The following is a 22,189-nucleotide window of genomic DNA, read 5'->3' as shown; positions in this document are numbered from 1 at the left end:
ATGGCCATCACCTTACTGGATTGGGTGAAGCAGCGCCTGGCGCAGCGCCAGGACAGCGAACACGGACAGGCGTTCATCCGCATCGTGATGATCGCGCTGATCCTGGGCTACGTGCTGTTGTCGGCCGGCCGCTGGAAGATGCCCGCAGAGGAACTGCGCCTGGTGGTCGGCCTGATCCTCACCGCGCAGGCGCTTTCGCTGGTGCTGATGGGTTGGCTGCTGTGGAGGCCCGAACGCTCGGACCTGCGCCGCGTCATGGGCATGGTCAACGACTACGGGCTGATGGCTGCGGCGATGAGCACCATTGGCGAGCCGATGGCCTGCATCTACGTCGTGGTGATGTGGGTGACGGTCGGCAACGGCATGCGCTTTGGCAATCGTTACCTGATGCTCGCGGTGGCGATGGCAACGGCCAGCTTCGGCTTCACCCTGGCCACCAGCAGCTACTGGCGGGCCAACCTGGGCCTGGGGGTGGGCCTGCTGGTTGGGCTGGCCGCGATCCCGCTGTATTTCTCCAGCCTGCTGCGCCAGCTGACCGAGGCAACCGAGGCGGCCAGGCGTGCCAGCGAGGCCAAGAGCCGGTTCCTGGCCAACATGAGCCACGAGTTCCGCACGCCGCTCAATGGTCTGTCCGGCATGACCGAACTGCTGGCGACCACGCGCCTGGATGACGAGCAGCGCGAGTGCGTGGGCACCATCCAGGCCTCGGCCAGGAGCCTGCTGGCGCTGGTGGAGGAGGTGCTGGACATCTCGGCGATCGAGGCCGGCAAGCTGCGCGTGGGCCAGGAGGACTTCTCGCTGGGGGAGATCATCCGCGCCATCGGCCTGATCCTGCTGCCGCAGGCCAAGGCCAAGCGGCTGGATTACCGCGTCTGGGTGGCCGAGGACGTGCAGGACCGCCTGCGCGGCGATCCGGACCATCTGCGGCAGATCCTGCTCAACCTGGCCGGCAACGCGGTCAAGTTCACCGACACCGGCAGCGTCCAGCTGCAGGTCACCTCGCTGGGCATTACCGGCGATGATGGCCAGCGCCTGCGTTTTGACATCATCGATACCGGTGTCGGCGTGGCCGAAGCGCTGCGCCCGCGGCTGTTCGATGCGTTCGAACAGGCCGACGTCTCGATGGCCCGGCGCCACGAGGGCACCGGGCTGGGCACCACCATCGCCAAGGCGCTGGCCGAAGCGCTGGGCGGCACCATCTCCTACAGCCCCAATGAGCCGGCGGGCAGCCGCTTCCGGGTCGAGCTGCCATTCGCCGCGCCGCTGTCGGCCGAACGCCGTCATTCGCTTCAGTCCACCCCGGCATTGCGCGAGGAGGAAGCCCTCCAGCCCGACACCGGCAACGTCATCGCCTTTGCCGATCCGTTCCTGCGCCACCGCGCGCGCGTTCGCAGCATGCAGATCCTCGTGGCCGACGATCACCATGCCAACCGCATGGTGCTGCAGCGTCTGCTGCAGAAGGCCGGACACCGGGTGACCTGTGTCGATGGTGGCGAGGCGGTACTCGAGGCACTGGCCGGTTCCGAATTCGACGCGGTCATCTGCGACCTCCACATGCCTGGCATGAGCGGGCTGGACATGCTGCGCGAGCTGCGGGTGATGCAGGCCGGTGGCGGGCCGCGTACACCAGTGGTGGTGCTCAGTGCCGACGTCACCCCCGAGGCCATCCAGCGTTGCCACCAGGCCGGCGCACATGCCTTCCTGGCCAAGCCGGTGGTGGCCAACCGGCTGCTGGACCAGCTGGCCGAGATCGCGTCCAACGGTCGCGTCGCGGCCACCGGAACGCCCGCAGTGCGGACGCCGGTCAGCCCCGACGGCGTCTTCGATCCGGGCGTGCTCGACGAACTGGCCGCGTTGGGCATGGGCGAGGGCTTCGAGCGGGAGTTCATACGCCAGTGCCTCAACGATGCCGACGGCTGCCTGGGCGGTATCGCCCATGCGGCGGAAGAAGGCAACTGGGAGCGTCTGCGCGAGCATGCGCATGCGATCAAGGGCGTGGCCAGCAACCTCGGCCTGCTGCGCGTGTCCAGCCACGGTGGCGAGTTGATGCGCATGCCCGACTGGCAGCTCAAGGCCGAATGGCGCCAGCGCCACGCACGGCTGACCAGCTGCCTGGGCGAAGGCCGGCAGATGCTCGAGGCGCGCGAACGCGCCCAGGCCAAGCACACCGACCGCGACCGGCAGTAGGCCGGAGCAGGCAAAGGAAAGCCCGGCGCTTACGCCGGGCCTGGTTCCCCCGCAGGACAGGTCCCGATCAGGCGTGATCCATCGCACTGCGACGGGTCTGAGCACGTACCAGGCGGTCCATGGTCCGCAGCGACTTGTCACCCAGCGCCAGTGCGGTGTCGACCCACACCTGGGTGATGTCCAGCAGTTCCTGGTAGGTCACCGGGTTGGACAGGCGACGCACCGCGTTCATGGCCAGGCACGAGTGCGGGATGCGCTGCTGCTGGCGGATCAGGTCGCGTACCGCCTGTTCGCCCTGGCCACGCGGCACCAGCACGTCGACCACGCCCATCGCGTGCATTTCCTCGCTGCTGTAGACCCGGCCATCGAGGATGATGCGCTCGGCCAGCTGCGGCGACACCCGGCGGCACAGGAAGTTGTAGGCGCCCATGCCCGGGAACAGGCCGAACAGCACTTCCGGCAGGCCCATGCCCACGCCTTCCTCGGCGACGATGGTGTGGCAGGAAAGCGCCATTTCCAGACCGCCGCCCAGCGCGTCGCCCTGCAACAGCGCGATGGTGCGGAAGTCCCCGTTGAGGCCTTGGTGGAAGCGGTAAACGCCGTCGATGCAACTGCGGGCATAGCGCAGCAGGGCCGCGCCATCCTGCTGGCGGATCAGCTCGGAGAACACTTCCAGGTCGCCGCCCAGGTTGAAGGCGCCGGCATCGGAGGCCAGTACCAGGTGCTGCAGGCGGCCGGGACGGCGCTGGTCCTCGCGCGAGATCGAATCAAGGAACTGGTGCATGTCCACCATCATTGGACGCCGGAAACACGGGCGGACACCCGGCGCCGCGTCGGCATGCATGTAGAGCCAATGCACGTCGTGGTCGGCGCTGGAATCGACGCGGATGGTGGAATAGAGCCGACGGAGGGGCAGCGAGTCGATCATGCTCATGTGGGAGTTCCTTCAGGAGGTAGCCCGCAGGAGGGCGTGGGCGGCGGGCAGGCGCTATCCACGGGCCGATCCTACACTGGCCCCCGCCACCCCAAAGGAAACGGCCCGACCGTTGCCGGAAGGGGCCGTTCGGTGCCAATGCCACCTGGGAGGCGGCATGGGGCGATCAGGCGGGTGGGGCGTCGCGCAGTTCGCGGCGCAGGATCTTGCCGACGTTGGTCTTGGGCAGCTCCTGGCGGAACTCGACAATGCGCGGATGCTTGTATCCGGTCAGGTGTGCACGGGCGTGCTCCTTGACCTGCTCGGCAGTGAGGTTCGGATCCTTCCTGACGATCACGACCTTGACCGCTTCCCCGGACTTGTCGTCGGGCACGCCCACGGCGGCGACTTCCAGCACGCCGGGCATCATCGCGATCACGTCCTCGATCTCGTTGGGATACACGTTGAAGCCGGACACCAGGATCATGTCCTTCTTGCGGTCGACGATGTAGAAGAAGCCGTTCTCGTCCATCCGCGCCATATCGCCGGTGTGCAGCCAGCCTTCGCTGTCGATGGCGGCGGCGGTCTCCTCCGGACGCTGCCAGTAGCCACGCATCACCTGCGGGCCACGGATGCACAGCTCGCCGATCTCGCCGACCGGAAGGGTCTGGCCGTTGTCATCCTTGACGCAGGCGTCGGTGGACGGAATCGGCAGGCCGATCGCGCCGTTGAATTCGGCCAGGGTCAGCGGGTTGATGCAGGCGGCCGGCGAGGTTTCTGTCAGGCCGTACGCTTCGACCAGGGTCGCGCCGGTGACCATCTTCCATCTCTCGGCCACGGCGCGCTGCACGGCCATGCCACCGCCCAGGGTGACCTTCAAGCCGGAAAAATCGACCTGGTCGAAGCCGGGGGTGTTGAGCAGGCCGTTGAACAGGGTGTTGACGCCGGTGATGGCGGTGAAGCGGAGGTTCCTGATCTCCTTGACGAAGCCGGGCATGTCCCGCGGATTGGTGATCAGGTGGTTGAGGCCGCCGAGCTTCATGAAGACCAGTCCGTTCGCCGTCAACGCGAAGATGTGGTACAGCGGCAGCGCGGTGATGATCACCTCCTCGCCGGGCTTCACGCCTGATCCCGCGATCCAGGCCGAGGCCTGCTGCATGTTCGCGATCAGGTTGCGGTGGGTGAGGATGGCGCCCTTGGACACGCCGGTGGTGCCGCCGGTGTACTGCAGGAACGCAACGTCATCGTGGTCGACTTCCACCTGCGGCAGGCCATGCCCGTTGCCCAGCGCCAATGCGGTACGGAAACGCACCGCGCCGGGGAGGTGGTAATCGGGCACCATCTTCTTGACGTATTTCAGTACGAAATTGACGATCGGGCGCTTCGGGAAGTCGAGCATGTCCCCCAGCGCGGTGGTGATCACCTGCTTGACCGAGGTGTCGGCGATGACCTCGGCCACGGTATGGCCGAAGTTGTCGATCACGACCAGCACCGAGGCCCCCGAATCCACCAGCTGGTGCTTGAGCTCGCGCGCGGTGTACAGCGGGTTGACGTTCACCACGGTCAGGCCAGCCCGCAGGATGCCGAAGGTGGCGATCGGGTACTGCAGGCAGTTGGGCATCATCAGGGCGACGCGGTCACCCTTCTTGAGCTGGAGCTCGTTGAGCAGGTAGCACGCGAACCGGGTCACCAGCTCGTCGGCCTGGCCGTAGGTGACGGTCTTGCCCAGGTTCGAGTAGGCAGGACGGTCGCGGAACCTGGCGACCGAGGCGTCGAATACGGCGCCGACGGACTTGAATTCGTCTACATCGATCTCGGCCGGCACGCCGGCGGGATAGCTCTGCAACCAAGGACGGTCCTGACTCATATTCCCCCTCCAGGAAAGTGATTCGTTGTTGGACTGGCGCTGCCCCTGCCAGCCGCTGGGACCAGCATACCTTTACCAGGCTGCAGCATGGCCAGCGCCGGAGAGATACGGTGCGGTCGATTGGATCGTCGACCCATACAAAAAAACGCCCCGGGCTTGCACCCGGGGCGTTCGGTCCAACGGCGTTGGCGGCCGGTATTACTGGGCCGGTGCGTCGCGTAGTTCGCGGCGCAGGATCTTGCCGACGTTGGTCTTGGGCAGTTCCTTGCGGAACTCGACGACGCGCGGGTGCTTGTAACCGGTCAGGTGTGCACGGGCGTGCTCCTTGACCTGCTCGGCGGTCAGGTCCGGATCCTTCCTGACGATCACGACCTTGACCACTTCGCCGGACTTCTCGTCCGGCACGCCCACGGCGGCCACTTCCAGCACGCCGGGCATCATCGCGATCACGTCCTCGACCTCGTTGGGATACACGTTGAAGCCGGAGACCAGGATCATGTCCTTCTTGCGGTCGACGATGTAGAAGAAGCCGTTCGCCTCCATCCGCGCCATGTCGCCGGTGTGCAGCCAGCCGCCGCTGTCGATGGTGGCGGCGGTCTCGTCCGGACGCTGCCAGTAGCCGCGCATCACCTGCGGGCCACGCACGCACAGCTCGCCTACCTCGCCGACGCCCAGGACCTGGCCGTTGTCGTCCTTGACGCAGACATCGGTGGACGGCAGCGGCAGGCCGATGGCGCCGCTGTACTCGGTGGCGTCCAGCGGGTTGACGCAGGCAACCGGGGAGGTCTCGGTCAGGCCGTAGCCTTCGATCAACGGGCAACCGGTGGCCTTCTGCCAGCGCTCGGCCACGGCGCGCTGCACCGCCATGCCGCCGCCGATGCTCAGGCGCAGCCTGGAGAAATCAAGCGCGTCGAAGCCCGGGGTGTTGAGCAGGCCGTTGAACAGGGTGTTGACGCCGGTGATGACGCTCACCTTGTGCTGGCCCAGTTCCTTGATGAAGCCGGGCATGTCGCGCGGATTGGTGATCAGCACGCTCTTGATGCCGAGCTTGGTGAACACCAGGCCATTCACCGTCAGCGAGAAGATGTGGTACAGCGGCAGCGCGGTGATGCCCACTTCCTCGCCGGGGTTGAGCTTGGCCGGTCCGATCCAGGCGCTGATCTGCTGCATGTTGGCGATCAGGTTGCGGTGGGTCAGGATCGCGCCCTTGGCCACGCCGGTGGTGCCCCCGGTGTACTGCAGGAAAGCGATGTCCTCGTGGTCGGTGACCACCGCCGGACGCTGGTGGCGGGCACCCAGCTTCAGCGCCTGCTTGAAACGCACCGCGCCGGGCAGATCGTAGTCCGGGACCATCTTCTTGACGTACTTCAGGACGAAATTGACGATCGCGCCCTTCGCGCCGAGCAGATCGCCCAGGCCGGTGGTGATGATGTGGCGCACCGGCAGCTCGGCCGCCACTTCCTGCACCGTGTGGCCGAAGTTGTCGACCACCAGCAGGGCGTTGGCCTGCGCGTCGCACAGCTGGTGCTTGAGCTCGCGCGCGGTGTACAGCGGGTTGACGTTGACCACGGTCAGGCCGGCGCGCAGCGCAGCGAAGATGGCGATCGGGTACTGCAGGCAGTTGGGCATCATGATCGCGATCCGATCACCCTTCTTGAGCTGGAGCTCGCACTGCAGATAGGCGGCGAACTGCTCCACCTTTTCTTCCATCTGCCCGTAGGTCAGTTCCTTGCCGAAGCTGGAAAGGGCTGCGCGATCACGGAACTTGGCCACAGAGGAGTCGAAGACCGCCGAGATCGAGCGGAACTCGTTGATGTCGATTTCGGCGGGCACGCCGTTCGGATAGCTCTGCAACCAGGGACGTTCCTGCATCATGGTTCCCCCTCCAGGAATGAATATAGTTATTGGTATAGGCGGGCACCGGGGGCGCCCGCCGCACGGGGCAGCATACCTGCCCGAATGGACAAGGCGAAGAGGGATGCAGACAAAAACCCGCTGTCTGGTGCTGCTGGCGTGCGTTTCGATGCTTCTGCTGGCCTGCAGCCGGGCTGCGCCGGAGCAGCGCCTGCGCCAGGCGATCGAGCAGATGCAGGCCGCGGTGGAGGAGGGCGACCAGCGCGGCGCCCTGCGCCACGTGGCTGCCGACTTCGTCGGCGATGGCGGCATGGACCGGGAGCAACTGCAGCGGATGCTGCGTGCACAGATGCTGCTCAATACGAAGATCGGGGTGCATCCGGGGCCGCTGCAGATCGAGCTGCAGCAGGGCTCGGCCACCGTGCGCTGTACGGTCGCCCTGACCGGCGGCAGTGGCCGTATGCTGCCCGAGCGGGGCCGCGTGCTGGCCATCACCAGCGGTTGGCGCGAGGTCGACGGGCAGTGGCAGCTGTACCACGCCCGATGGGAGGACGCCCGGGAATAGCCGCAGCCCGCCTGTGTTTTCCTCGATGACTACGGGCCCGTGGCCCAATGAAAAAGCCCCCGCGAGCGGGGGCTTTTTGTCTTATTGGAGGCCCGGTGGTCCGTCAGCCGCGCGCGGCCAGCTGGCGGAGCACGTACTGCAGCAGGCCACCGTGCCTGAAGTACTCCACTTCCTTCGGGGTCAGCAGCATCACCGCGACCTCGAAGGTCTTGCGGCTGCCATCGGCTGCGGTGGCGGTCACGGTGGCACGCTTGCTGGCGCCATCGCGCAGGCCTTCGATGCTGACGGTTTCCGAGCCGTCCAGGCCCAGGCTCTGCACGTTCTGGCCATCGAGGAACTGCAGCGGCAGTACGCCCATGCCCACCAGGTTGGAACGGTGGATGCGCTCGAAGCTTTCGGCGATCACCGCCTTGACCCCGAGCAGGTTGGTGCCCTTGGCCGCCCAGTCGCGCGAGGAGCCGGTGCCGTATTCCTTGCCGGCCAGCACCACCAGCGGCACGCCGTCGGCCTTGTACTTCATGGCCGCGTCGTAGATCGCCAGCTTCTGCGGTTCACCGCCGCCCGGCGGGAAGTACAGGGTGTTGCCGCCTTCCTCGCCGCCGAGCATCAGGTTTTTGATGCGGATGTTGGCGAAGGTGCCGCGGACCATGACGTCATCGTTGCCTCGGCGGCTGCCATAGCTGTTGAAGTCGGCCGGCTGCACGCCACGGGACTGCAGGAAGCGGCCCGCCGGCGAGTCCTTCTTGATGTTGCCGGCCGGGGAGATGTGGTCGGTGGTGATCGAGTCACCGAACAGACCCATGATCCGAGCGCCCTGGATGTCGGCGATGTGGCCAACGTCCATGGTCATACCTTCGAAGTAGGGCGGGTTCTTGATGTAGGTCGAGCTGGCATCCCATTCGTACAGTTCGCCGTCGGGCGACTGGATGGTGTTCCAGCGGTTGTCGCCCTTGAACACGTCGGCGTAGTTCTGCTTGAACATCTCCGGGCCGATGGTCGCGGCGATGGTGTCGCCGATTTCCTTGTTGCTCGGCCAGATGTCGCGCAGGTAGACCGGCTGACCGTCGCTGTCGGTGCCCAGCGGCTCGGTGGTCAGGTCGATGTCGGTGGTGCCGGCGATGGCATAGGCGACCACCAGCGGCGGCGAGGCCAGGTAGTTCATCTTCACTTCGGGGTGGATGCGGCCCTCGAAGTTGCGGTTGCCCGACAGCACCGAGGTCACCACCAGGTCGCCTGCGGCGATGCCGGCGCTGACTTCGGCCGGCAGCGGACCGGAGTTGCCGATGCAGGTGGTGCAGCCGTAGCCGACCAGGTAGAAGCCGATCTTCTCCAGTTCCTCCAGGAGGCCGGCCTTGCGCAGGTAATCGGTGACCACCAGCGAGCCCGGGCCGAGCGAGGTCTTGACCCACGGCTGGCGGGTCAGGCCACGGGCGGCGGCCTTCTTCGCCAGCAGGCCGGCAGCGAGCATCACCGCCGGGTTGGATGTGTTGGTGCAGGAGGTGATCGCGGCGATCACCACCGCACCGTCCTTGAGCTTGACCGGCTGGCCGTCGATCTCGATGTTGGCCGAACCCTTGCGCACGCCCTCGTTGCCGACCGCGGCAGTGCCGCCCTCGGCGATGAAAGTGGCCACCTCCGGGCTGCGCTTGTCGCGGGTGGCGACGAACGGCGCCAGGCTTTCGCGGTAATTGGCCTTTACGTCCTGCAGCAGCACGCGGTCCTGCGGGCGCTTGGGACCGGCCAGCGACGGCTTGACCTGCCCCATGTCCAGCTCGAGCGTGCTGCTGTAGCTGGCGTGCGGGCTGCCTGGCTCGTGCCACAGGCCCTGGGCCTTGGCGTACGCCTCGACCAGGGCGATCTGGTCCTCGCCGCGCCCGGACAGGCGCAGGTAGTTCAACGATTCGGCATCGATGGGGAAGATGCCGCAGGTGGCGCCGTATTCCGGTGCCATGTTGCCGATGGTCGCGCGGTCGGCCAGCGGCAGGTGCTGCAGGCCGTCACCGTAGAACTCGACGAACTTGCCGACCACGCCGTGGGCGCGGAGCATCTGGGTGACCGTCAGCACCAGGTCGGTGGCGGTCGCGCCCTCGGGCAGCTTGCCGGTGAGCTTGAAGCCGACCACCTGCGGGATCAGCATCGACGAGGGCTGGCCAAGCATGGCGGCCTCGGCCTCGATGCCGCCCACGCCCCAGCCCAGCACGCCGATGCCGTTGATCATCGTGGTGTGGCTGTCGGTGCCGAACACGGTGTCGGGGTAGGCGATGGACGCGCCATCGCTGTCAGCCGTCATCACCACCCGGGCTAGGTGCTCCAGGTTCACCTGGTGGACGATGCCGGTGTTGGGTGGCACCACCTTGAAGTTGTCGAACGCCTTCTGGCCCCAGCGCAGGAAGCCGTAACGCTCCTGGTTGCGCTGGAATTCGATCTTGCCGTTGAGGTCGAGCGCGCCGGGCTTGCCGAACACGTCCACCTGCACCGAGTGGTCGATCACCAGTTCGGAGGGGATCTGCGGGTTGATCTGTTCCGGGCGGCCGCCGAGCTTGACCACGGCATCGCGCATGGCGGCCAGATCGACCACGCACGGCACGCCGGTGAAGTCCTGCAGCACGACGCGCGCCGGCATGAAGGCGATCTCGGTATCCGGCTCGGCGGTGGGATCCCACTGCGCCACGGCCTGGATGTGGTCCTTGCCCACGGTGGCGCCGCCGTCCTCGTGCCGGAGCAGGTTCTCCAGCAGGATCTTCATGGAGTAGGGCAGGTGCGAGATGTCGAAGCGCTCGCCGAGCCTGCGCAGGCTGAAGTAATCGTAGGTCCGGCCGCCGACTTGCAGCTGGCTGCGGGTGGAGAACGAATCGCTCATGCGGGGATGCTCCTTCTTGCGGATGGCTTGCAGTGGCCCACGAGGGGCCTGCTTGCGTGTGACGGCGGGATTCCGGCCCCGGAGCCGCAGTATCCACGAATCCCAAGGCCAGGCAGCTGGCTCTCCATGGGAGATTACCGCTGCTTATGTAGCCTTGGCGTCAGAAGGGAGGTGGTGCAGGCCGAACCGGCCTGCACCACTGTGTTGCGGCTTACTTGCCGTTGGCGGCGTCGAGCAGGGGGTTGCCGGTCTTGCCGACGGCGTTGGTCTTGGATTTGGCGACCAGCACGCCCTTTGCATTGAACTCGAACACCGTGGATTCCTGGATGTTCTTCCCGAACGGCGGGATCTTCACGTAGTCGTAGTACCAGATCTGGGTGTCGCCGACCTGCTCGCGTCGCGCCGGGGTGCCGAACTGGCCGCGGATGTCGTCCTGGCGGGTGGTGCCGACCTGGAGCGCATCCAATTGCGCGGCCGTGATGTGGACGCCGGTGACGTGGGCACCGAAGGCCTGGGCGTCGGTGGCCGAAAGGGCCAGCGGGGCGGCAAGGAACAGGGCGAGGGTGATTGCCCGCATGTAAAACCTCCTTGTTCTTATAGGGAAATGCCCGGACAGGGCACCGGGGCTTCCTGCCCGGGGGCAGCCTGAAGGCTGCCGGCGAAGTCTAGCGGGGAGGGTGTTCCCCGAATGGGCCGCGATCACATATCCGGTTTGTGAAGGATCCGTTCGGTATGTATAATTCGTGCATACTTTTTGAGGCCTACCCCCATGGAAGCCACCGTCGCTGAACGCGGTCAGATCACGCTGCCCAAGGCCGTTCGCGATGCCCTCGGCCTGACCAAGGGCACCCAGCTCAAGGTCGAACTGGAAGGCAGCCGGATCATCCTGCGCAAGAGTGTTGACGACGCCATTTCCCGGGCCCGCGGCAAGTTCGCATTGGACGGGTTCGAGTCGGCCGAAGAGGCCGTGCGCACCGTGCGTGACGAGGACAGCCACGGGTGATCGCTGTCGATTCCCCGGTCCTGATCGAACTGCTCAGCGACGGCCCACGTGCCGACGCTGTGGAAGCCTGCCTGCGCCAGGCCCTGGTCAGTGGCCGCGTGGTCGTCTGTGGCACCACCCTGGCCGAGATCTGCGCCAGCCTGCGCGGCGGCGCCGAGGTGCAGGAGGCGCTGGAGGAAATGGGCATCCATTTCAGCCCGCTGGAAGCCAAATCCGCGCTGCGGGCCGGCGAGATGCACCGTCGCCACCGCCAGCGCAATGCCGGTGACACGCGCAGGATCGACGATTTCATGGTCGGCGCCCACGCCATGCTCCAGTGCGACGGTCTTATCACCTGGAACGACACCTTTTATCGCGACTACTTCAAGGGCCTGAAGCTGATCGTGCCGCAAGCCTGAGCCCAACCCCTTTCTTACCTATCCGTACCCTCCGGGAGTTGTCCATGTTGGAAGCCTACCGCCACCACGTCGCCGAGCGCGCCGCGCTTGGCATCCCGCCGCTGCCGCTGTCTGCCCAGCAGACCGCCGACGTCATCGAGCTGCTGAAGAACCCGCCGGCAGGCGAGGCCGAGTTCCTGCTCGACCTGATCACCCACCGCGTCCCGGCTGGCGTGGACGACGCCGCCAAGGTCAAGGCCTCCTACCTGGCCGCCATCGCCTTTGGCAGCGAGAAGAACGCGCTGATTTCGCGCGAGCGCGCCACCGAGCTGCTGGGCACCATGCTGGGCGGCTACAACGTGGCCCCGCTGATCCAGCTGCTGGACGATGCCAGCGTCGGCGCGATCGCCGCTGACGGCCTGAAGAAGACCCTGCTGGTGTTCGACGCCTTCCACGACGTCGAGGAGAAGGCCAAGGCCGGCAACGCCAACGCCCGTGCCGTGCTGCAGAGCTGGGCCGACGCCGAGTGGTTCACCTCCAACCCGGAAGTGCCGGCCAGCCTGACCGTGACCGTGTTCAAGGTGCCGGGCGAGACCAACACCGACGACCTGTCGCCGGCCCCGGACGCCACCACCCGCCCGGACATCCCGATGCACGCGCTGGCGATGCTGAAGAACAAGCGTCCCGATGCCCCGTTCGTGCCGGAAGAAGACGGCAAGCGCGGCCCGATCCAGGAAATCCTGGGCCTGAAGGAAAAGGGCAACCTGGTCGCCTACGTCGGCGACGTGGTCGGTACGGGTTCCTCGCGCAAGTCGGCCACCAACTCGGTGCTGTGGTGGACCGGCGATGACATCCCGTACATCCCGAACAAGCGCGCCGGTGGCGTCTGCCTGGGGGGCAAGATCGCTCCGATCTTCTACAACACCATGGAAGATGCCGGCGCCCTGCCGATCGAGCTGGACGTGTCGCAGATGAACCACGGCGACGTGGTCGAGCTGCGCCCGTACGAAGGCAAGGCCCTGAAGAACGGTGAAGTGATTGCCGAATTCAAGGTCAAGTCCGATGTGTTGTTTGATGAAGTGCGCGCCGGTGGCCGCATCCCGCTGATCGTCGGCCGCGGCCTGACCGCCAAGGCCCGCGAGGCGCTGGGCCTGCCGGCCACCGACCTGTTCCGCCTGCCGGTGCAGCCGGCCGACAACGGCCGTGGCTTCTCGCTGGCGCAGAAGATGGTCGGCCGGGCCTGTGGCCTGCCGGAAGGCAAGGGCATGCGCCCGGGCACCTACTGCGAACCGAAGATGACCTCGGTCGGCTCGCAGGACACCACCGGCCCGATGACCCGTGACGAGCTGAAGGACCTGGCCTGCCTGGGCTTCTCGGCTGACCTGGTGATGCAGTCCTTCTGCCACACCGCCGCCTACCCGAAGCCGGTGGACGTCAAGACCCACCACACCCTGCCGGAGTTCATCTCCACCCGCGGCGGCGTGTCCCTGCGTCCGGGCGACGGCGTGATCCACTCCTGGCTCAACCGCATGCTGCTGCCCGACACCGTCGGTACCGGCGGCGACTCGCACACCCGTTTCCCGGTGGGCATCTCCTTCCCGGCCGGTTCGGGCCTGGTCGCCTTCGCCGCTGCCACCGGCGTCATGCCGCTGGACATGCCCGAATCTGTGCTGGTGCGCTTCAAGGGCGAAATGCAGCCGGGCGTCACCCTGCGTGACCTGGTCAACGCCATCCCGTTGTACGCCATCAAGTCGGGCCTGCTGACCGTGGCCAAGGCCGGCAAGAAGAACATCTTCTCCGGTCGCATCCTCGAAATCGAAGGCCTGCCGAACCTGAAGGTCGAACAGGCATTCGAGCTGTCCGACGCCTCGGCCGAGCGTTCGGCTGCCGGTTGCACCGTGCGCCTGAACAAGGAGCCGATCATTGAGTACCTGACCAGCAACATCACGCTGCTCAAGTGGATGATCGCCGAGGGTTACCAGGATGCCCGCACCCTGGCCCGCCGTATCGCCAAGATGGAAGAGTGGCTGGCCAACCCGCAGTTGCTCGAGCCCGATGCCGACGCCGAATACGCCGCCGTCATCGAGATCGACCTGGCCGACATCCACGAGCCGATCGTGGCCTGCCCGAACGATCCGGACGACGTGAAGACCCTGTCCGACGTGGCCGGTGCCCAGATCGATGAAGTGTTCATCGGTTCGTGCATGACCAACATCGGCCACTTCCGTGCCGCCGCCAAGCTGCTGGAAGGCAAGCGCGACATCCCTACCCGTCTGTGGGTGGCCCCGCCGACCAAGATGGACGCCTCCGAGCTGACCAAGGAAGGCCACTACTCGACGCTGGGTGGTGCCGGTGCGCGCATGGAAATGCCGGGCTGCTCGCTGTGCATGGGCAACCAGGCGCAGATCCGCGAAGGCTCCACCGCGATGTCGACCTCGACCCGCAACTTCCCCAACCGCCTGGGCCGCAACACCAACGTGTACCTGGGTTCGGCCGAGCTGGCCGCGATCTGTGCACGCCTGGGTCGTATCCCGACCAAGGAGGAGTACATGGCCGACATCGGTGTGATCAACGCCAACGGCGACAAGATCTACCGCTACATGAACTTCGACCAGATCGCCGAGTACCAGGAAGTGGCCGCCACGGTCGCTGCCTGATCACACAGGTGAAGCAAACGGAAAACGCCCGGCATTGCCGGGCGTTTTCTTTTGGGCGCCGCGCAGGATTTTCGCTATGCGCGTCCGGGGTCTCCACCACTAATGGAATCCAAAAAAAAGGCCGATGCACGGCACCGGCCTTTTGGCGTGAACCGTGAGTGGGTCAGTCCCGGCCGAGCTTGAGCCATTCCTCCAGCCTGATCGCGGGCAGGGGCTTGGAGAACAGGTAGCCCTGCAGGACCTCGCAGCCCTGTTCGGCGAGGAAGCGGTGCTGCGCCTCGGTTTCCACGCCTTCGGCGACCACGTGCTTGCGCAGGTTCTCGCCGATGCGCAGGACCGAGGTGATCAGGGTGCGGGCGGTGTCGCTGTGCTCGATGTCGCGCACGAAGCTCATGTCCAGCTTCAGCTCATCAATCGGCAGGCGGTGGAGGTGGGAAAGACTCGAGTAGCCGGTGCCGAAGTCGTCCAGCGACAGGCCAATCCCCATCTGCTGGACCGCATCCAGGTTCTGCAGCACGCGCGCCTGCGGCGAGAGCATCACGCTCTCGGTGATCTCCAGCACAAGGTCGTGCGGCTTCAGGCCGTTGGCATCCAGCAGTTGCTGCAGTTCCAGCGGCAGGGTCGGGTTCTCGAAGTACCCGGCGGACAGGTTGACCGCCACCCGCGGCACCATGATCCCGCGCGCACGCCAGTCGGCCATCTGCTGGCAGGCACGGCGCAGCACCCAGTCGCTTATCTCGTCGATCAGGCCGCATTCCTCGGCCATCGGCACGAAGCGGGCGGGCGAGACCGGCCCCATCGTCGGGTGCTCCCAGCGCAGCAATGCCTCCACACCGTACAGGCGGTGGTCGACGCTGGCCAGCTGCGGCTGGTAGTGCAGCTGCAGCTGGTCGCGGCGCAGGGCTTCGCGCAGCGCGGTTTCCATGGCGATGCGTTCCTGCGCCAGGCGGTTCATCTCCAGGCTGAAGAAGCGCACGCTGCCGCCGCCTTCGTCCTTGGCCTGGATCATCGCCAGGTCGGCGTGACGCAGCAGGGTATCGATGTCGCGGCCGTCGTCGGGGAACATCGCCACGCCGATGCTGGCGCTGGTGTGCACGGTGACGTTGCCCACGACCAGCGCCTCGCCCAGCGACGCCAGCAGGCGTTCGGACAGGCCGGCGGCGTGCTCGGCACCGCACTGCGGTACAAGCATCACGAACTCGTCGCCGGCCTGGCGGCCGACCAGTGCGCCGGAGCCGGCGCATTCGCCGAGCCGGCGCGCGATGTCACGCAGCAGGCCGTCGCCGGCCGAGTGTCCCTGGGTTTCGTTGATGCGCTTGAAGCGGTCGATGTCGACGAACAGGATCGCCACCGGCTCGCCGTTGTGCTCGGCGGTGGCCAAGGCCTGCTCGGCGCGTGCATTGAACATCATCCGGTTGGGCAGGCCGGTCAGCACGTCGTAGAACGCCAGCTGGTGGACCCGGGCCTTGGTCTGCTCGCGTTCCATCGCCAGTGCGCACAGGTGCACGCACAGTTCGGCGAGCTTGACGTGCCATGGCGCGGGCTCGCGCGGTTCGCGGTAGTAGAAGGCCAGGGTGCCCATGACCTGGTTGGAACTGGACTTGATCGGGTTGGACCAGCAGGCACGCAGGCCACAGGAAAGCGCGGCCTCGGCATAGGGAGCGTACAGCGGGTCGGTGGCGATGTCGGCCACCACCACCGGCCGACCGCGCCAGGCCGCCGTGCCGCAGGAGCCCACGGCCGGACCGATCGGCACGCCGTCGATGTACTCGGAGAACGCCTGCGGCATGCTCGGCCCGGCCAGCGGACGCAGCCGGTGCTCCGGGTCCACCGCCACGACCGAGGCGATCAGGTCCGGGGCCACGCGTTCGACCTCGCGGCAGATCTGGGTCATCGAATCGTGCAGCGGCTGCTCGCGTACCAGCGCGTCGAGGATCCGGTCGTGCAGCAGCTCGCGGGTCTTGGCCTCGGTGATGTCATTGAGGATGGTGACAAAGCGGTTGAGCTGGCCTTCGCTGTCAGGCAGCGGGGTGGACGAGCTGCATACCCACAGCGGCGTGCCGTCATCGCGGTACAGCAGCAGGTCGGCTTGGTGCGGGCGCGAGGAGCGACGTGAATCGCTGCAGTGGGCCAGCTGCTGCAGATCGGTGTGTTCGCCGCCGATCAGTTCGCCCAGGGTCACGCCCGCCGCGTCCTTTGCGGCATGGCCGAACATCTCGGTGAAGCCGGCATTGACGTACTGGATGCGCGACTCGCGGTCACAGATGATGATCGCGTTCTGGCTGCGGTCCAGCGCCTGCGAAAGCTGCTGCAGTTGGGGCTGTTCGTTGGCCGCCGGGTTGGCGTCGCGGACGCAGGCCACGTACAGCCAGCGCCGGCCGTGGCGTACCGGCGACAGGGTCATCGAGACCTGGCGCGCATCGCCGGCCAGCGCGAAGACGCCCTTGAGCAGCAGGTCCTTGACGTTCTGGCCCCTGGGCGGCTGCAGGTTCGGCACTTCGCCGCTGGTGCTGGTGAACACTGACTCCAGCACGCGGCCCTTCAGCTTCTCCGCCGCCAAACCGCAGACCAGTTCGCACTCCGGCGAGCAGTACAGCAGCTGGCCATGGTCATCGATGACCATCACGCCCACGCCGGCGAAACAGGCGCCAACCCTGGACATCAGGCAGTTGCCGGGCTTGCTGCCGGTCTGGCCATTGGCCAGCGTGGACAGGTCACGCAGGGGAGTGAGCGCGCCGAGCGCGGAGAGGGCTGTCGTCATCGATTACCGGGCCTGTTGCGAAAGCGCGAGCAGCCTCGCGGCGATACGGTCCAGCGGCAGTACTTCCTGTGCCGCCCCAAGTTTGTAAGCGGCCCCGGGCATGCCCCAGACCACACTGGTTGCTTCGTCCTGTACCAGGGTTGGCGCGCCGGCCTGAAGCATTTCCAGCAGGCCGCGCGCACCGTCGTCGCCCATCCCGGTGAGGATGGCGCCGACTGCGTTCGGTCCGGCACTGATGGCCACGGAACGGAACAACACGTCCACTGCCGGCTTGTGCAGGTTGACCGGCGGACCGTCGTCGATGCGGCAGCGCCAGCGGGCGCCGTCGCGGATGATGCGCAGGTGCTTGCCGCCCGGCGGCAGGTAGGCATGGCCCGGCAGGACGGCTTCGCCATCAGTGGCCTCGCGCACGGACATCGCCGAATGGCGGTCCAGGCGCTCGGCGAAGGCACTGCTGAAGCTGGCCGGCAGGTGCTGGGTCATGACGATCGCCGGTGCATCGGCCGGCATGCCTTCGAGCACCACACGCAGGGCCTCGGTACCGCCGGCCGAGGCGCCGATGGCGATCAGGCGGTCGGTGGTGCGAAAGGTGCTGGCACGCGCCGGTGCCTGCCGCGGTCCGAGCACGTGCTTGACCGTCGGCGGACGGCCCAGCGGACGCACCCGCGAACGGGCGGCCATCTTCACCTTGGAGGTGATTTCCCGGGCGTAGTCCTGCAGGCCGCGGGCAACGTCGAGCTTGGGCTTGGCGACGAAGTCCACCGCGCCCAGCGACAGTGCCTGCAGCGTGGTGTCGGCGCCGCGCTCGGTCAGCGAGGACACCATCACCACGGGAATCGGATGCAATCGCATCAGGTTCTCGAGGAAGGCCAGGCCGTCCATGCGCGGCATTTCCACGTCCAGCGTGATCACGTCCGGATTCAGGCGCTTGATCTTCTCGCGCGCCAGGATCGGATCGGCGGCCGAGCCGATGACCTCGATACCCGGATCCTGCGACAGGATCTCGGTCAGGACCTGGCGCACGACGGCCGAGTCGTCGACGATCAGGACGCGGCAGGGGCTGTCGGCGGCGCTCATTCGAACAGCTCCACGCCACCGGTGACCGGGGCCTGGGACAGGCGGGCACGCACGGCCGATTCTGCAGCGGCCACTTCGGCCTCGTGCGCGTGCGGCAGGCGCTGCACGACCACGCGGCCGGTGTCGGCGAAGAACCAGATCTTGCGCGGATGGATGCCGCACAGGTCCTCGGCCACGATCGGGATGTGCTCGGCCTGCAGGTACTGGCGCACGAACTCGGCGTTGCGGGTGCCGACCGGGTTGCTGGTGAAGCCCTTGAGCACGTTGGCGCCACCGAAGACCTTGGCTTCCAGGCGCTTGCGGTGGGCGCCGCGCTTGAGCATGTCGTTGATCAGCAGTTCCATCGCATAACTGCCGTAGCGGGCCGGGGCGCCGTCGCCGGCGTTGCCCTCGGGCAGCAGGAAGTGGTTCATGCCGCCGATCTTCAGCACCGGGTCGCGCAGGCACGCGGCCACGCACGAGCCCAGGGTCGTGGTCAGCGCGGTGTTGTCATCCACCACCAGGTACTGGGTCGGCAGGAGCTTGGCCGCCGTGGTCTGGAAGCGGCTGTCGCGATAACGCATCACGTCATCGGTGGGGGCGGTGGCAGGCAGGCTCATGCACCGGTCCTCTGCGCACGGCGGTACAGGGTGCGACCGCAGGGCTGGATCAGGTCGGCCGCGTGCAGGTAGTTCTCCGAGTGCCCGGTGTAGAGCAGGCCGTCGTCACCCATGTGCTCGACCAGGCGCGACAGGATGGCGCGCTGGGTCGGCTTGTCGAAATAGATCATCACGTTGCGGCAGAACAGCGCGTCGTAAGGACCGCCCACGTCATAGCGCGGCGACAGCAGGTTGAGCTGGCGGAACTCGATCAGCTGGCGAAGGGCAGGGATCACCCGGCACTTGCCCTCGTTGGGGCCGGTGCCGCGCTGGAAATAGCGGCGCTTCAGTGCCGGGTCCAGGTTGGCGATGCGCTCGACCGAGTACACGCCCTGCGCACCGACCGACAGCACCTGGGTATCCACGTCGGTGGCGAGGATGCGCACCGGCGGGGTCAGGGTGCCGAAAGCCTCGCAGGCGGTGATCGCCAGCGAGTAGGGCTCCTCGCCGGTGGAGGCGGCGCACGACCAGATCTGCAGCGGCGCGCGGTGGGTGCGCTGCAGCAGTTCCTCGCGCAGCTTGTCGAAGTGGTGCGGCTCGCGGAAGAACGAGGTCAGGTTGGTGGTCAGTGCGTTGGTGAACGCCTGCCATTCGTCACCGCCATCCTTCTCCAGCCGGTCCAGGTATTCCTGGAATGAGCGCAGGCCCAGCGCCCGCAGGCGGCGCGACAGGCGGCCATAGACCATGTCGCGCTTGGCGGGGGCCAGGGCGATGCCGGCACGCTGGTGGATCAGTTCGCAGACGCGACGGAAATCGCGGTCGCTGAACTCGAAATCGCGACCGGTGGTGGTGCTGGGGGAGGAGACGGTCATTGCAGTCGGTTCCGGTGGATCAGTACGCGGCTTCAGGCTGACGGCGCGGTGCCGGCTCGGCCGCGGTGGAGGCGATACGGAACACGGCGACGGCTTCGGTCAGCTGGGTGGCCTGTTCCTCCATCGAGCGCGCGGCGGCGGTGGCTTCCTCCACCAGCGCGGCGTTCTGCTGGGTGGTTTCGTCCATCTGGGTCACGGTCTGGTTGACCTGCTCGATGCCGGCCGACTGCTCCTGCGAGGCGGCGGAGATCTCGGCCATGATGTCGGTCACCCGCTGTACCGAGGTCACGATCTCGCCCATGGTGCTGCCGGCCTGGTTGACCAGCGCCGAGCCCTCGGACACCTTCTCGACCGAGTCGTCGATCAGGGTCTTGATCTCCTTGGCGGCACCGGCCGAACGCTGGGCCAGGGTGCGCACTTCCGAGGCCACCACGGCGAAGCCGCGGCCCTGCTCACCGGCACGGGCGGCTTCCACCGCGGCGTTGAGCGCCAGGATGTTGGTCTGGAAGGCGATGCCATCGATGACCGAGATGATGTCGGCGATCTTCTTCGACGAGGCCTCGATGGCCGACATCGTGGTCACGACCTGGCCCACGACCTGGCCACCCTGCGAGGCGACGCTGTGCGCACCGATCGCCAGCTGGTTGGCCTGGCGGGCGTGCTCGGCGTTCTGGCGCACGGTGGAGGTCAGCTCCTCCATCGAGGCGGCGGTTTCTTCCAGGTTGGCGGCCTGCTGCTCGGTGCGACGCGAGAGGTCGCTGTTGCCCGAGGCGATCTCGCCGGCGGCCAGGCTGATGCTGTCGGCAGCGGTCTGGATGCGGCTGATGATGGTGGTCAGCTGGGCGACGGTGGCATTGGCGTCATCACGCATGCGGGCAAACACGCCGCGGAAGTCGCCATCCATGCGCACGGTCAGGTCGCCGCGGGCGATGGCCTGCAGCAGCGAGGACAGCTGGCCCAGGTTGCCGTCGGTGGTTTCCATCAGCTGGTTCAGGCCAGCGACCATCGCGCGGAAGTCATGCTGGAAGCGGGCCTCGTCGCCGCGCTGGCTGAAATCACCGGCCGCGGCGGCCGTGGCCAGGTGGCGGATCTCGGCATTGATCGCCGACAGGTTGGCCTTGGTGGCGTCCATCGCCTCGGTGATGGCGGCCTTCTCGCCGGGCAGGCGGTCCATGTCCACCGACAGGTCGCCGGCGGCGTAGTGCTTCATGACCTCGATCAGGCGGTTCTGTACCTGCACGTGGGCAGCGACCAGTTCGTTGCTGTCGCGGACCATGCGGCCGTAGTCGCCGGGGAAGCGGCTGTCGTCCATGCGGAAGCTCAGCTCGCCGGCATCGTGGCGGCTGGCCATCTCGCCCTGGGCAGCGATCACCGACTGCAGCTGGTCCTGCATGCGGTGCATGCTTTCCAGCAACTGGCCGGCCTCGTCACGCGGCTGCTTGCCGATGACGTTGTCCAGGCGGCCGCTGGCGATGGCATCAGCCACGGAGGTGGCACGGCGCATCGGGATCGCGATGCGGTTGCCGATCACCCAGCTCAGGCCGAACACCACCAGCACCACCAGGCCGCCGGCGAAGGTCATCACCATGGTGAAGGCCATGGCCTGGTGCTGGATGTCGTCCATGTAGACGCCGGTGGTGATGACCCAGTTGAACGGCTTGTAGAGCCCGGCGTAGGTGGCCTTCTCGACCGAGCCTTCGCCCCCGGGCTTGGCCCACAGGAAGGAGACGAAGCCGCCGCCGGCAAGCGCGGCCTCCACCTGTTCCACGTACACCTGCACCCCGTCCTCGGTGCGGTAGTCCTTCACGTTGGTGTGCAGCAGGTCCTTGCGGAACGGGTGCATCAGCATGTTGTGGTCGGTGTCGTAGACCGTGTAGTAGTAGACGTCGCCATCGGCGCGCATCTTCTCAAGCGCCGCCAGCGCGGCTTCCTTGGCGGTTTCCTCCGGAAGCTCGCCGGTCTCGATCAGCGTCCTGTAGTGGTCCAGGACGCCGTAGGTCAGTTCGACCTGCACCTTCAATGCCTGCTGCTGGGTATTGCGCAGGTCCAGGTATTGCATGCGTGCGGCGCACACCGACAGCAGGATCACGCCAACTGCGATCAGGCCGGTCAGCAGGTTGAACTTGCGGCGGACCGAGATGTTGGAAATGTAGCTGGACCAGAACTGGAAGACTTTCATCAGGTACTCGTGCAGGGCAATGCGATGACAGGCTGCAGGGCACGGAAAACCGACCGGGCCCTGAAGGACTCGTCTATCTATCGGCGGCTATCGGCCGAGGTTGAGGGGCTTTGCAGCGGCTATCGGAAAACGCCGTGCGGCCGTCACACATTGACCAATGGACCGGGCGGACCAGGGAGGAATCGGCACATCCCTTGCAGTGCCGGACACCGGCTGCCCCGGCGCGATCCACGGGTTTCCGGCACTGCACGGATCACCGGCAGCTCAGAACTCCTGCCAGTCTGGATTCCTCGTTTCAGCCGGGTAACTGGGTCGGTTTGGCCGGCCAGGCTTTGGCGGGGAGCAGGGTGGGCCGCGGCCTGGGCCACACCGTCGGGACATCCAACGGCGGGAATCGTGCGTGGCAACGTGTAGCGACTTGCAGGAACCGGGCGGGTCT

15 protein-coding genes are annotated in these 22,189 nt (G+C 66.8%); 5 read left to right on the top strand and 10 right to left on the bottom strand.

Going from position 1 to position 22,189, the window contains the following annotated elements; translation table 11 throughout:
• Entirely contained in the window at window positions 1–2,187 is a 2,187-nt protein-coding gene (locus tag LG380_RS05015; RefSeq protein ID WP_225763877.1) for a response regulator, read from the top strand.
• Window positions 2,188–2,254: 67 nt separating this feature from the next.
• On the opposite strand, the gene LG380_RS05010 is transcribed toward LG380_RS05015, so the two are convergent.
• From LG380_RS05010 to LG380_RS05000, 3 genes are all read right to left on the bottom strand, one after another.
• Window positions 2,255–3,121 carry a crotonase/enoyl-CoA hydratase family protein gene (locus LG380_RS05010; protein ID WP_225763876.1) on the bottom strand — a complete coding sequence of 289 codons (867 nt, stop codon included), beginning with the start codon at window positions 3,119–3,121 and terminating at the stop codon, window positions 2,255–2,257.
• A gap of 166 nt (window positions 3,122–3,287) precedes the next feature.
• Window positions 3,288–4,967: a long-chain fatty acid--CoA ligase gene (locus LG380_RS05005; RefSeq protein ID WP_225763875.1), complete on the bottom strand. Its 1,680-nt coding sequence runs from the start codon at window positions 4,965–4,967 to the stop codon at window positions 3,288–3,290.
• A gap of 198 nt (window positions 4,968–5,165) precedes the next feature.
• Window positions 5,166–6,842: an AMP-binding protein gene (locus LG380_RS05000; protein ID WP_225763874.1), complete on the bottom strand. Its 1,677-nt coding sequence runs from the start codon at window positions 6,840–6,842 to the stop codon at window positions 5,166–5,168.
• A 103-nt stretch (window positions 6,843–6,945) separates the two neighbouring features.
• On the opposite strand from LG380_RS05000, the gene LG380_RS04995 reads away from it, so the two are divergent.
• Complete coding sequence (locus LG380_RS04995) at window positions 6,946–7,386, top strand: nuclear transport factor 2 family protein (protein WP_225763873.1); 441 nt, start codon at window positions 6,946–6,948, stop codon at window positions 7,384–7,386.
• A 103-nt stretch (window positions 7,387–7,489) separates the two neighbouring features.
• Here LG380_RS04995 and acnA read toward each other — a convergent pair whose 3' ends face one another.
• Together acnA and bamE are read right to left on the bottom strand one after the other, a co-directional pair.
• A complete protein-coding gene (acnA, locus tag LG380_RS04990; protein ID WP_225763872.1) occupies window positions 7,490–10,246 on the bottom strand; it encodes an aconitate hydratase AcnA in 2,757 nt (918 codons plus the stop codon).
• Between the two features lie 211 nt (window positions 10,247–10,457).
• On the bottom strand, window positions 10,458–10,823 hold the full coding sequence (gene bamE / locus LG380_RS04985) for an outer membrane protein assembly factor BamE (protein ID WP_225763871.1): 366 nt from the start codon (window positions 10,821–10,823) through the stop codon (window positions 10,458–10,460).
• A gap of 192 nt (window positions 10,824–11,015) precedes the next feature.
• On the opposite strand from bamE, the gene LG380_RS04980 reads away from it, so the two are divergent.
• From LG380_RS04980 to acnB, 3 genes are read left to right on the top strand one after another with little or no spacing between them, the layout of a single operon-like run.
• Window positions 11,016–11,249: an AbrB/MazE/SpoVT family DNA-binding domain-containing protein gene (locus LG380_RS04980; protein WP_225763870.1), complete on the top strand. Its 234-nt coding sequence runs from the start codon at window positions 11,016–11,018 to the stop codon at window positions 11,247–11,249.
• On the top strand, window positions 11,246–11,647 hold the full coding sequence (locus LG380_RS04975) for a type II toxin-antitoxin system VapC family toxin (protein ID WP_225763869.1): 402 nt from the start codon (window positions 11,246–11,248) through the stop codon (window positions 11,645–11,647). Before LG380_RS04980 ends, LG380_RS04975 begins: the two co-directional genes overlap by 4 nt.
• A gap of 44 nt (window positions 11,648–11,691) precedes the next feature.
• The gene (gene acnB, locus LG380_RS04970) at window positions 11,692–14,283 is read left to right on the top strand and encodes a bifunctional aconitate hydratase 2/2-methylisocitrate dehydratase (protein ID WP_225763868.1); all 2,592 of its coding nucleotides are present in this window, start codon (window positions 11,692–11,694) and stop codon (window positions 14,281–14,283) included.
• 163 nt (window positions 14,284–14,446) lie between these two features.
• Here acnB and LG380_RS04965 read toward each other — a convergent pair whose 3' ends face one another.
• The 5 genes from LG380_RS04965 to LG380_RS15885 are packed head-to-tail and all read right to left on the bottom strand — an operon-like array spanning window position 14,447 to window position 21,750.
• The gene (locus LG380_RS04965; RefSeq protein WP_225763867.1) at window positions 14,447–17,044 is read right to left on the bottom strand and encodes an EAL domain-containing protein; all 2,598 of its coding nucleotides are present in this window, start codon (window positions 17,042–17,044) and stop codon (window positions 14,447–14,449) included.
• A 3-nt stretch (window positions 17,045–17,047) separates the two neighbouring features.
• Window positions 17,048–18,121 (bottom strand): chemotaxis response regulator protein-glutamate methylesterase, encoded by a 1,074-nt coding sequence (locus LG380_RS04960; RefSeq protein WP_225763866.1) that lies wholly within the window; start codon window positions 18,119–18,121, stop codon window positions 17,048–17,050.
• Complete coding sequence (gene cheD / locus LG380_RS04955; protein WP_225763865.1) at window positions 18,118–18,720, bottom strand: chemoreceptor glutamine deamidase CheD; 603 nt, start codon at window positions 18,718–18,720, stop codon at window positions 18,118–18,120. Before cheD ends, LG380_RS04960 begins: the two co-directional genes overlap by 4 nt.
• Window positions 18,717–19,571 carry a CheR family methyltransferase gene (locus tag LG380_RS04950; RefSeq protein WP_225763864.1) on the bottom strand — a complete coding sequence of 285 codons (855 nt, stop codon included), beginning with the start codon at window positions 19,569–19,571 and terminating at the stop codon, window positions 18,717–18,719. The genes cheD and LG380_RS04950 overlap by 4 nt, the downstream gene beginning before the upstream one ends.
• Before the next feature lie 19 nt (window positions 19,572–19,590).
• Window positions 19,591–21,750, bottom strand: coding sequence for a methyl-accepting chemotaxis protein (locus tag LG380_RS15885; protein ID WP_318780076.1), 2,160 nt, complete (start codon window positions 21,748–21,750; stop codon window positions 19,591–19,593).
• Between the last annotated feature and the right edge of the window lie 439 nt (window positions 21,751–22,189).

Origin of the sequence: Stenotrophomonas sp. Marseille-Q4652, assembly GCF_916618915.1 — a bacterium.
Classification (GTDB): Bacteria; Pseudomonadota; Gammaproteobacteria; order Xanthomonadales; family Xanthomonadaceae; genus Stenotrophomonas.
The sequence above is the reverse complement of the archived record's forward strand: the minus strand, read 5'-3'. Positions and strand labels throughout refer to the sequence as shown.

Coding starts and splice junctions, on each gene's coding strand:
- LG380_RS05015 (WP_225763877.1), top strand. CDS start 1: ATGGCCATCACCTTACTGGATTGGGTGAAGCAGCGCCTGGCGCAGCGC.
- LG380_RS05010 (WP_225763876.1), bottom strand. CDS start 3,121: ATGAGCATGATCGACTCGCTGCCCCTCCGTCGGCTCTATTCCACCATC.
- LG380_RS05005 (WP_225763875.1), bottom strand. CDS start 4,967: ATGAGTCAGGACCGTCCTTGGTTGCAGAGCTATCCCGCCGGCGTGCCG.
- LG380_RS05000 (WP_225763874.1), bottom strand. CDS start 6,842: ATGATGCAGGAACGTCCCTGGTTGCAGAGCTATCCGAACGGCGTGCCC.
- LG380_RS04995 (WP_225763873.1), top strand. CDS start 6,946: ATGCAGACAAAAACCCGCTGTCTGGTGCTGCTGGCGTGCGTTTCGATG.
- acnA (WP_225763872.1), bottom strand. CDS start 10,246: ATGAGCGATTCGTTCTCCACCCGCAGCCAGCTGCAAGTCGGCGGCCGG.
- bamE (WP_225763871.1), bottom strand. CDS start 10,823: ATGCGGGCAATCACCCTCGCCCTGTTCCTTGCCGCCCCGCTGGCCCTT.
- LG380_RS04980 (WP_225763870.1), top strand. CDS start 11,016: ATGGAAGCCACCGTCGCTGAACGCGGTCAGATCACGCTGCCCAAGGCC.
- acnB (WP_225763868.1), top strand. CDS start 11,692: ATGTTGGAAGCCTACCGCCACCACGTCGCCGAGCGCGCCGCGCTTGGC.
- LG380_RS04965 (WP_225763867.1), bottom strand. CDS start 17,044: ATGACGACAGCCCTCTCCGCGCTCGGCGCGCTCACTCCCCTGCGTGAC.
- LG380_RS04960 (WP_225763866.1), bottom strand. CDS start 18,121: ATGAGCGCCGCCGACAGCCCCTGCCGCGTCCTGATCGTCGACGACTCG.
- cheD (WP_225763865.1), bottom strand. CDS start 18,720: ATGAGCCTGCCTGCCACCGCCCCCACCGATGACGTGATGCGTTATCGC.
- LG380_RS04950 (WP_225763864.1), bottom strand. CDS start 19,571: ATGACCGTCTCCTCCCCCAGCACCACCACCGGTCGCGATTTCGAGTTC.
- LG380_RS15885 (WP_318780076.1), bottom strand. CDS start 21,750: ATGAAAGTCTTCCAGTTCTGGTCCAGCTACATTTCCAACATCTCGGTC.